Below are 10,967 nucleotides of genomic sequence, written 5' to 3'. Positions count from 1 at the left end.
ACGTATTAATTTATGGTGCTTTTTGCAATTCCATCTATCAGCAGCCGGGTATGTTCAACCGCCTGTTCCTTCAGATCAAAGTCGGGATAGCGGATGCACCATTCGTAGCAGAGTCCCCGAAGCGCCATCACCAAATGCCGGGAAAGGACTTGGGGCGGCAGAGTCGTTTTGAGTTCACCTCTACGGATACCTTGCTCAAGTATGCCGCAGATCAAATGATAAAGCTCACGGCTATAGCTCTTCATTCCCTCCACATTGACGGTTCGTGTAAGCTGCATCTGGTAGACGGCCTTCATCGTTTCGTAGCCGACTGTTTCTGAAATCACAGCAGCTATTTTTTCAGTCAGGGCAAGCAGCACACCGGAGACAGGCATATCCGGCGGCAAAGTATTCAGGAACGTTTTGTATTCGAGATCCAACTGTGCCGCGGAAACGGCGATCAGAGAGGCAACCAAGGCGTACTTGGACTCAAAATGCACATAAAAGGTCCCCTTGGTCACGCCGGCAGCATCGGTAATATTTTTCACACTGACCGAAGCATAGTCGTGCTCTGTAAACAGTTGTTTCGCACAGTCATATAATTTCTTCCTTGTTTCAGCACCCTGTTCCTTTTTCTTGTGCAGTTTTTTTTCACTCATGATTCCATTCCTCTATTGAATTTTCTGCCAAAAAACAGTAAAATATTATTGTGATACTAACCGCGGTCACCAGATAGTATATCATTTGATAAATGGATATGCAACTTGCAGGTAAACTGACAGGGGGCGAGGGGGGACCCATCTAATACAGAGGAGCTCTTGGTGATAATGGTTTCTTGAGATGAAAGACTCAGTACTACTTTTTTAGGAGGAATCGTCATGGAAGCTTATCTTGGACAAATCCAGTTGTTCCCTTATACCTATGCACCGTATGGATGGTTGCCGTGCGAAGGGCAAATCCTGCAGATCAACCAGAATCAAGCCCTCTTTGCTCTACTCGGAACTACCTTTGGCGGTAACGGGAGTACAACCTTCGGACTGCCGGATCTACGCAACGCAAATCCCCTGAACGCAACAAGCCAGATGAAGTACTATATTGCAACCATGGGAATATTCCCTCAAAGACCGTAAGAGAGCGCAAAATTCATCTACGCGATATCGACAGGAGGTAACGCTATGGATTTTTACATTGGTATGATCATTCCTCTACCATATTTTAGCCCAGTAGGCACCCTGCCTTGCGACGGGAGGGAGCTTTCTGTGCAGAACTATCAGGCCCTGTTTTCGCTGCTCGGGTTCAGATATGGCGGCAATGGTACCACAACATTTTGCTTACCAAATTTACGGGGCTGCGAACCACATCCAGGGATTCAATATGTCATAGTAACGGATGGCATTTATCCGCCGCGGGACTGATCGCAGCGGCGGCTTTTAGCCGTGCAGATTATTGCAGCAATGAAATGCGGGCTTGATTTTCAAGCTACCGGAAAGGATGGAAATATATATGGGCGAAAATTTAGCTCGCACAGCGATTGTAACTGCGAGCAGTTATGTTGATCCTTATACGCCGAATCGGGCGACAAACGGCGTTACCGGCGATCCTGCATCAAGATGGCTATGCGTTACGCTTCCCTGCTGGATCATGCTGGATCTGAGAGAAGTTCATTGGATTTCCAAATGGACTGTAAAGAGCATCAGCGGTTCCGCCGGATGGCCGGACACCTACCGTGTGACAGCGTTCAGCCTGCAAGGCAGTTTGGACGGCGTACAGTGGACGACGGTGGATTCCGTTACAGGCAACACATTAAACACATGCACACGAACCTTGCCGCTTCCGGTAAGCGCAAGATATTGGCGGATAAACATTCCGGCGGGCGGCGGCCTTGAGGCAAATAGAGGCGTGTCGTCTATCATGGACTTGGAATTGATCGAAGCTGATGCCGTTCCCTTGTCGTCTCTTACCATTCTGGATACCGCCGGTACCGAGGTTGCGCTGACCCCCGCGTTTGCTCCGGGCACCGCCGGATATACCGCGAACGTAGGATACGATTCAGCCAGCGTCACTGTCAAGCCTGTCGCCGCAGTACCTTCGGCTGTCATCACGGTGGACGAGCAGCCATTGGTGGACGGCAAAGCTGTCGTCACCTTGAAGGCGGGGAGCATCAATACGATCAATATCAAGGTGGCTTCCGCCACAGGCAGCATATTATACTTCGTAGATACAACACGCGCAAGTAGCCCTTATTTGCAAAGTGTTGCAGGACTACCATCAGGAACGGTGTTTAATAAGCAGGTATATAGTTATTCCTGGTCGGTTTCGCCAAGGACGGCTGCTGTTACTTTAACCCCTTCGGTTGAGGATGCCGGCGCAACGCTCAAGCTGAATGGCAATCCGATCACCTCCGGACAGCCGCAGACAATCAATCTGGCGTCAGGCAGCAACATGATCACGATAGAGGTGAGCGCAAGAATCGGTAACGATAGCCGCACGTATACATTCAACGTTACACGCGGATAACCGCATAAAAAATAAAGCACAGTATATCTGGCAGGTTTCGCAAGCATCATCTGCAGATAGGGGGATCAAAGAAATGAAAGAGGCATTCAAAAAAGGTATGTCCCTTGTTCTGGCATTCGCATTATCCTTTGGGCCGTTCCCTTCTACCGTATTTGCAGCGGAAGATAGTGGCGAAATACAGGACAGCGGCGTACCGCCAACCCTTTCCATCGGGGTAAACGGCGTCACCGACAGCGGTGCAACTCTGGAATTTACCGCAGATCAGGACGGCACAGTCTATTATCTGGTACAGGAGGCCGCAGAGCCGGAGCCGGAAAACGCGAACGCAATCCGGGCCCAGTCAACCGCCGTAAGCGCGGCCACGCCCACAGATGCCGCTTGCGAAGGACTTCAGTCGGATACCGCCTATGTCGTCTACGGCGTTGCGGAAAGTGAAGGACTGGAATCTGACATGGTATCCCAAGTCTTTACCACGGAAAAGTCCCTGCCTGCGGCTCGCGGGCGGACAACGCCCCAGGCTCTTGGCTCCGGGTCCGTTCTCATGTCTGGAGGAGTGGCATTGAGCACTGATCCGGCAACCGGTCCGCTTATCACATCCGCCGATACAGAGATTGAGGTACAGATAGGCGGTAATCCTCCTCCTGTATGGCTGCGGTTTATTCCAACAGAATCGGCAACCTATACCATAACGACAACGACCAACCCTGGTATGGGTACGGAGGGATGGCTCTATGACAACCTCACCGACGCTGTAGATGATATAACAGGAGATGGAAGCCTGGCAGTAGCAAGCGACAATGTGAACTATGAAATACGGCCATTTAGTATTACCCACCCATTGACAGCGGGCACGACGTATTACATGTGGGTCGATTCTGGCGGCGATTATGGCACCGTCACCCTTTCCATCACCGGCGGCGGCCTGTATGGCGGCCCCGTGGTGAGCGGGGCGCTCAGCAAGACGTTCACGGAGGACGATCCCGCAGCCGCCATCACCACTGCCGAGCTGTCCGCAACGGATTATTTTGATGGCACGGCTCTTTCCTACACCCTGACCTCTATCCCCGCAAAAGGGGCGCTGGAAAAGGATGGAACGGCGCTGAGTGCGGGCGGAGCCTTCACACAGGCGGATGTCGACGACAGCAAAATCACCTATACGCCCACCGCAAACGCAAACGGTGCGGACAGCTTCGGCTTCACCGTGGCAGCCCCCACGGTTGGGTTGAGTTCCGAAGAAGAAACCTTCAGCATCTCCATCACCGCGGTCAACGATGAACCGGTGCTTACGATCAATACCGGCCTTACGCTGGATGAGGACGCACCCGCAACTGCCATCACAAGCGCTATGCTCAAGGCGGAGGATGTGGATGGTGATACGCTGACCTATACCATCGGGACCGAGCCCACCAAGGGTGCGTTGAAAAACAATGCCACCGCCCTTAGTTCCGGTAGCACCTTTACGCAGACGGATATAGACGGCGATAAAATCACCTATACTCCCACCGCTGAGGTGAACGGGGCGGATTCCTTTTCCTTTACTGTGAGTGACGGCAACGGCGGGACCATCGGCAGCACGGCCTTTGCCATCACCATCACCGCCGTCAACGATGCACCGGTCATTTCCGTGAACACGGGATTATCGTTGAACGAGGACGCGCCCGCCTCCACTATAACGAGCGCCATACTTGCCGCAACCGATGTGGAAGGCGATCCGCTGACCTACACCGTTACATCAGCGCCGGCCAAGGGCACGCTGAAAAAAGACAGCGCTACGCTGAGCGCCGGCGGAACCTTTACGCCGGCGGACATAGACGGCAATAAAATCACCTATACGCCCTCGGCCGACGCAAACGGAGCGGATTCCTTTGCCTTTACCGTAAGCGATAGTAACGGCGGCACGGCAAACGGCACCTTCCATATTACCATTACGGAGGTCAACGACGCGCCCACCGATATCACCCTATCCAATAGCAGCGTTTCCGAAACCGCGGCCGTGGGAAGCACCGTGGGTACGTTGAGCACGGCCGACGTGGATACGGGAGATACCTTCACCTACTCCATGGTAAGTGGTACGGGTGACGACGATAACGGCGGCTTCTCCATAGCAGGCAACGAGCTGAAAACCAACACAACCTTCGACTATGCGGTTAAGAACAGCTATAGCATCCGCATAAAGTCCACCGATAACGGCGGCGTTTCCGTAGAAAAAGCCTTCACCATCCATATCACGGAGGTAAATAAGGCGCCCACCAATATCACGCTCAGCGGTACCTCGGTGAACGAGAACACCGCGGCGGGCACTATGGTTGGCACGCTGAGCACCACGGACCCCAATGCCGCTGATACGAACTTCACCTATACCTTGAACAACACCGGCGATTACGCGAGCTTTACCATCGACGACAATCGCTTGAAGCTGGCGGTGTCCCCGGATTATGAGACAAAGAGCAGCTACGCTATCACGATCCGCACCACCGACGCGGGCGGGCTGTATTTTGAAAAGAGCTTCGCCATCATCGTCGTCGATGTGAATGAAGCGCCCACCGGGATTACGCTCTCCGGCAGCACCGTGGCGGAAAACGCCTCCATCGGCGCCGTGGTCGGGACACTCGCCGGGACTGACCCGGATGCCGGAGACACCTTGACTTTCTCACTACCTGCGGGAAGCGGCGATAATGGCAGCTTTGCCATCGACGGCAATAGCTTGAAGCTCGCGGCAGTTCCCGACTATGAAGCGAAAAGCAGCTACGCCGTCACAGTGCGGGCAACAGACCAGGGCGGCTTGACCTATGACAAGCAGTTCACGATCACCATCACGGATGTGAATGAAGCGCCCACCGACATCACCCTGTCCAATAACGCTGTTTCCGAAGACGCGGCTTCCGGAAGCGTCGTGGGCGCGCTGAGCACGACCGACGCGGATGCGGGCGACACCTTCACCTATACGCTGGTGAGCGGAGTAGGCGATACCGACAATGGCAGCTTCTCCCTATCGGGCAACGAGCTGAAGACAGCTACAACCTTCTCCTATGCAACCCAAAACAGCTACAGTATCCGCATAAGGGCCACCGACAACGGCGGGTTGTTCACGGAGAAGATCTTCACCATCAGCATCACCGAGACAGCGCCGAGTGTGACAGGCGTTACTTCATCGAAGGCAAACAGTACGTACAGCGCGGGCGAGATAATTGACATCACCCTCACTTTCTCAGCTCCCGTTGTGGTAACCGGCATACCGCAGCTCACGCTGGAGACCGGTACGGTTGACAGGACGGCGAATTATACGAGCGGCTCCGGTACGAGCATGCTGGCCTTCACCTATACGGTGCAGCCGGGGGATACTTCCGATGACTTGGATTATACCTCCACCAGCTCGCTCAGTCTCAATGGGGGAACGATAAAAACCGTGTCGGGAACAGCCGCCGTTTTGACCCTGCCCACTCCGGGGGCTGTCGGCTCTTTGGGGGCAAACAAAAATATCATAATCGATGCCATAATGCCTTTCGTAACTTCGGTTTCCGTACCGGCTGACGGGACATACAAAGCAGGCGATCCTCTACTCTTGGAGGTTTCCTTCAGTAAAACCGTGAGCGTCGATATAACGAGCGGCGAGCCGTATCTACCCCTTGCCATCGGCTCATCCACGCAACGGGCTGTTTATGTAAGCGGAAGCGGAACTGCGACGTTAACCTTTAAGTATATCGTCCAATCCGGTGATTTCGATGCCGATGGAATTGCAATAGCATCGGCGATCTCTCTGGATGGCGGCATGATCCGTGATTTGGTCGGCAACAATGCGGAGCTTACTCTGAGCAGCGTCGGCGCCACAGGCAATATCCTGATCGATGCCGTAGCGCCCACAGTCACTATATCGATGGGGAAAACCACTCTGACAGCCGGAGAAAGCTGCCAAGTGACCTTTGCGTTCTCGGAGCCGGTCACCGGCTTTGCCAACGATGACCTGACGATCTCCAATGGCAGCTTGACGCCTGTCACATCGGCAGACGGCGGCATAACCTACACAGCTACCTTCACCGCTGACAGCGTGAACGCCGCTGCCAACACCATTATCTTGGATCTCGCGGGGATTGCTGACAGCGCTGGCAATACCGGCGTCGGAACCGCATCCTCGACCAATTATTCGATCCGTATCATCACCGCTCCCGGCGCACCGACAGATGTTACCGCAACCGCGGGGGATAGGCAAGCGGCGATTCGCTTCACGCCTCCGGCCTCGGACGGCGGCGCGGCGATCCTAAGCTACACGATCACAGCGAATCCGGGAGGTATCACCGCTACGGGAGCCGCGAGTCCAATTACCGTAACAGGGCTCACCAACGGGGTCGCCTACACCTTTACGGTAACGGCGACGAACAGTGTGGGAACCGGTGCGGAATCTACGGCCTCCAACAGCGTAACACCGCAGGTTCCCTGGAGTGGCGGAGGTAATGATGATGGGGATTCAAGTGGCCCCTCTGTACCAGTTGCAACCGTACCCGATAAAAAGCCCGATCAGCCTGTGACAGCATCCGCATCCATAACGGCGGCAGCGGGCGCAGACGGCACAGCAGCGAGTGCGAATATCCCGGATAAAGCCATCACCGACGCCATTGCCAGGGCACAGGCTGACGCAAGGGCTCAGGGCAACACATCCAACGGCTTCGCCGTGGAGCTGAATGTCACAATGCTGCAGGGTGCGGCCTCCTTGACCACCACGCTGTCCCAAAGTGCCCTGAACAGCCTTGTGAGCGCAGGCGTGACCAGCCTGACCATCAACGGGTCTCCTGTCAAGGTGACCTTTGACCTGAAAGCCTTGCAGGAAATCCAGAAGCAGAGCAGCGGCAATGTCAGCATCACGATTGCGCCGCAGGCGAAGCTTTCCGCTTCGGCCAAAGCCATGATCGGAACAAGACCGGTGTATGACCTCACGGTGGGCTACGGCTCCGGCAAAACCGTTTCCGGCTTCGGCGGCGGTACCGCCACGGTTTCCGTTCCCTATACTCCAGCAAAAGGGGAAGCCGTAGGCGCACTCTATGCGGTCTATGTGGACGAAAAGGGCAACGCCACCCGCATTGAAGGCTCAGCCTACGACGCAAACAGCAGAAGCATCATCTTCACCACAACCCACTTCTCGGCATACGGCGTGGGATATACGGCACCAAGCGCCAAATTCACCGATATCAGCACCCATTGGGCGAAGGAATCCATTGACTATGTGGTGGGCAGGGGACTTCTCTCCGGCACATCAAAAACCACCTTCGCGCCGAACACTGCCATGACAAGAGGAATGCTGGTGACAGCTCTCGGCAGACTGGCAGGCGTGGATGTGAAGGCGTACACCACCACCAGCTTCACCGATGTAAAGGCAGACAGTGCGTTCGGTCCCTACATCGAATGGGCATATAAAAAAGGCATTGTGCAGGGCATTGGCAACAGCCGGTTTGCACCCGACCGGGCAATCACCCGTGAGGAGATTGCGGTGATCTTTGCAAACTTCGCCAAGGCTGCCGGCTACAAGCTGCCTATAGCCCGTGAAGCAAGCACCTATGCGGACGATTCCAGCATCGGCAGCACCTATAAAACAGCGGTAACAGCTATGCAGCAGGCAGGGATTATGATGGGAGAAACAAACAACAAGTTTAACCCCAAGGCCAACGCCACCCGCGCGGAGGTATCCTCCATGCTCCACCGTTATATCAAGCTGACCATCGACCCAGCCACGGCGCAGGGATGGGCGCTGAATGACGATGGACAGTATATGTACTACAAGGACGGCAAAGCCCTCACTGGCACACAGACCATAGACGGCATGAAATATTTCTTTAACACCGATGGAACGCTGAAAACCGGCTGGATGAAGGATGGCGACAACTGGCGGTACTACATCGGGAACAAGGCCGCTGTGGGCTGGCTGGACATCAGCGACAAACGCTATTATTTCACCAAGGATGGCATCATGGTGTCCGGCAAGTGGCTCCAGATTGATGGCAAGTGGTATTACTTCTATACGGACGGTGCCCTTGCTCGGAACACCAAAGTAGACGGTTATGAGGTGGACGAAAATGGTGTGAGAAAAACGAAGTAATAGAACCCAAGCAGATAGAGCAAGGGTGGAAGCCGAACTATACCGGCCTCCACCCCTGTTTTTTCTGTGTTCGGCTTGCCTTATAAATATTTGCTCCGCAGATAATCCGCCTGTTCCTCTGTGATGCAGCCGCCTCAAAGGTTTGCGTTAATTGCTCCGTACAGCTCGTCACTGAGGCAGTCCAAATGAAGTACCTGTTCTTTCTCTCCCTGAAGCAATTCGGCAATCGCTTTCTGAATACTGGCCGGAAGGTCTGCTTCCAGGCAATCTTTTTCCGTCGGCTGATCGTCTGCTTCACTGGGATTCGGATGGTTTTCCGGTAATGAAAGTTCATCCATTGGCATATTCAGTCCTTTCGATCACATATCGCCCACCATCTTGTTGATGTCGCCGTCGCCATCCACGATGGTGCCCTCGCCGCCACCGCCGTTATCGTCTATCCATCCGAAGCCCAGGAAGTATACCTGCTTCCTTCCGTCTACCATGCGGGTATCTCCCATTTGAGGAGCGGACTCCTTTGGGGCAGGAGCGGACTCATTTGGCTGTTGTTCCTGCCGTGCCGGGGCAGCCGGATTTACCGCTTGGGGGGCTACTGTGTCCTCGGTGGATTCGGGTTTCGGTTCCGGTGCGCTTTGGGCGCATGGAGTATCGGCGGCTGTATCAGACACGCTGGATATTTCTTCAACAATTGTGGGCAAATTCGCCGTACAGTCGATTTGAGGCTCGGGGAGGGGTATTTCCCCGACCTCTTGCGTTAATTCGCACGCAGGGCGAATGTGGGGCGCAGCGAGGGCCTCCTCTGGCAGGTGCTGAACGGTACCGGTGCCCAGCAGAAGAAAAACCGTTGCTATCCCTACCGTGCCAATTGCGATTCTTGTTCTATGCTTCATCTTCCGCATCTCCCTCCCGCCAGAAGCCACAGGTAAAGCTTTCTTTAGCATAGAACCCTGAAATCATATCTTTGCTGTCAATGATTTGCAGGATCAGCTTGCGTTCCGGCTTTTCCAAGCTGCGGATGAGCTGCTGGTGGCATGCTTCAATTTTCTTCTGAATCTCAGCGTCAGGGACAAAGCGATTGTACCGGTCGTACAGCTCGTCCAATGGGTTTTGCATCTTGGTCACCTCCTATCAGTGACACAGGATACCACAAGAGTCCCCTGAAAGCTATTAGAAGTTTAGTAAATTCAGAGGTGTTTTTAGCTCGGCGATGCTTCCCATACCTGTCTGCCTGATGGATTCCGCATAAAGCGAGGGTGGAAACCAATGCATGGTTTCCACCCTCGCTCTTTCCGTACCTGTTTGCCATAGGGGTTCACATCATATCCCTATGAATGTTATCCCTTCTGTTTGCCGTTGATTACTCTGTATCTGATACTAAATATGGCAGCCTTGAGTCAGGACAAGCAGGGTTCGTAAATGAACTGGAAAGTGGGTTTATTGAGCCTAATACTACCTTACAAAGAGGACTTCAAGGAGAGGTCGGGGAAGTTGCTGCTCCTGTAGCTCCACCTACGGATAATATTGATTGGACTACATTGCAACCAGGCATAACCGCCTTAACCCCGGACGGGAAAGTATATATTTCTCCTATCGGCTGGTTGGGCAAATATTATTATCTTGAATATGGAACATTTGATCCATATTGGGGCTTTGCCAATCCTACTACTTTAAGACGTTTAGAACTTGTTAATAATAAATTTGTCCCAGATACATCTTATAGTACAGATATAAGTTTTTATAACCAGTATATGGGTATTGTGGACGAGTATTTTGTATTCTATAATCGTTATAGCCCATCTGATGCTTATCATTATACCATTGTATTAGTAGGGGCTAATTCTAACAAAGAGATTTATCGGGATTCTGCTATTGATGCTACTATAGTTGATAATAAGTTTTTGGTTGTTAGTGATTATAGAGGAGTTCAGGTTATTAACTCATCGGGCGTTTCTGTTTCTAGTACTCATCTGAGACTAGCAGACGAAAAAGTGCAAGGCCCGTTTATTTTTGGCAACAATAGAGTTGCTTTTGTTTATGGAGGTGTTGATAGTTGAGACTTTTGCATATTAGGTAAGCCCGAAAATATTAGGATTTTATTCATACAGAAAAAGGACTTCACCCCCCATTTTGTCGAATAAATAAGTGACCAAACAAATCATCCGAAGGAGGCGAAGTCACTTATGAATATTCGACAGAGATGCATTTTCTCCTTTGAAGATGCAATGAAAATGCAACCAAAATCCAGGATCGAGAAAATAATTGATACCCTTGATTTCAAACCAGTTATTGCCAAATTACATCAACCTGATGGTAATAAACGTGGACCTAAGCCATACCCAACCTGCGCTATGTTAAATGCCTTGATTGCTATGCGGCTAGAGAATAT

9 protein-coding genes and 1 pseudogene are annotated in these 10,967 nt (G+C 52.7%); 6 read left to right on the top strand and 4 right to left on the bottom strand.

Annotated features, from left to right (window positions below):
• Positions 1-5: 5 nt before the first annotated feature.
• Positions 6-638, bottom strand: coding sequence for a TetR/AcrR family transcriptional regulator (locus AAV90_RS02885; protein ID WP_046495668.1), 633 nt, complete (start codon positions 636-638; stop codon positions 6-8).
• Between the two features lie 219 nt (positions 639-857).
• Between AAV90_RS02885 and AAV90_RS02880 the strand changes: the two genes are divergently transcribed.
• From AAV90_RS02880 to AAV90_RS13940, 4 genes are all read left to right on the top strand, one after another.
• Complete coding sequence (locus AAV90_RS02880; protein ID WP_046495666.1) at positions 858-1,109, top strand: phage tail protein; 252 nt, start codon at positions 858-860, stop codon at positions 1,107-1,109.
• A 45-nt stretch (positions 1,110-1,154) separates the two neighbouring features.
• A complete protein-coding gene (locus AAV90_RS02875; RefSeq protein ID WP_046495663.1) occupies positions 1,155-1,394 on the top strand; it encodes a phage tail protein in 240 nt (79 codons plus the stop codon).
• An 88-nt stretch (positions 1,395-1,482) separates the two neighbouring features.
• A complete protein-coding gene (locus AAV90_RS02870; protein ID WP_046495662.1) occupies positions 1,483-2,496 on the top strand; it encodes a cadherin-like beta sandwich domain-containing protein in 1,014 nt (337 codons plus the stop codon).
• A gap of 73 nt (positions 2,497-2,569) precedes the next feature.
• Positions 2,570-8,581 carry a cadherin-like domain-containing protein gene (locus tag AAV90_RS13940; RefSeq protein ID WP_052729560.1) on the top strand — a complete coding sequence of 2,004 codons (6,012 nt, stop codon included), beginning with the start codon at positions 2,570-2,572 and terminating at the stop codon, positions 8,579-8,581.
• Between the two features lie 134 nt (positions 8,582-8,715).
• Here AAV90_RS13940 and AAV90_RS15660 read toward each other — a convergent pair whose 3' ends face one another.
• Genes AAV90_RS15660 through AAV90_RS02845 form a run of 3 tightly spaced genes read right to left on the bottom strand, consistent with a single transcriptional unit; the run spans position 8,716 to position 9,694 of the window.
• Positions 8,716-8,919: a hypothetical protein gene (locus AAV90_RS15660; RefSeq protein WP_046495660.1), complete on the bottom strand. Its 204-nt coding sequence runs from the start codon at positions 8,917-8,919 to the stop codon at positions 8,716-8,718.
• A 21-nt stretch (positions 8,920-8,940) separates the two neighbouring features.
• On the bottom strand, positions 8,941-9,471 hold the full coding sequence (locus AAV90_RS13935) for a DUF6550 family protein (RefSeq protein ID WP_052729559.1): 531 nt from the start codon (positions 9,469-9,471) through the stop codon (positions 8,941-8,943).
• The gene (locus tag AAV90_RS02845) at positions 9,461-9,694 is read right to left on the bottom strand and encodes a hypothetical protein (RefSeq protein WP_046495658.1); all 234 of its coding nucleotides are present in this window, start codon (positions 9,692-9,694) and stop codon (positions 9,461-9,463) included. Before AAV90_RS02845 ends, AAV90_RS13935 begins: the two co-directional genes overlap by 11 nt.
• Before the next feature lie 218 nt (positions 9,695-9,912).
• Between AAV90_RS02845 and AAV90_RS02840 the strand changes: the two genes are divergently transcribed.
• Together AAV90_RS02840 and AAV90_RS02835 are read left to right on the top strand one after the other, a co-directional pair.
• Complete coding sequence (locus tag AAV90_RS02840) at positions 9,913-10,635, top strand: hypothetical protein (protein WP_046495655.1); 723 nt, start codon at positions 9,913-9,915, stop codon at positions 10,633-10,635.
• Between the two features lie 126 nt (positions 10,636-10,761).
• Positions 10,762-10,967 (top strand): annotated as a pseudogene (locus tag AAV90_RS02835) (transposase); the annotation flags it as partial.

Origin of the sequence: Syntrophomonas zehnderi OL-4 (genome assembly GCF_000983115.1) — a bacterium.
Lineage (GTDB): Bacteria > Bacillota > Syntrophomonadia > Syntrophomonadales > Syntrophomonadaceae > Syntrophomonas_B > Syntrophomonas_B zehnderi.
This window is presented reverse-complemented; position numbering and strand designations above follow the sequence as displayed.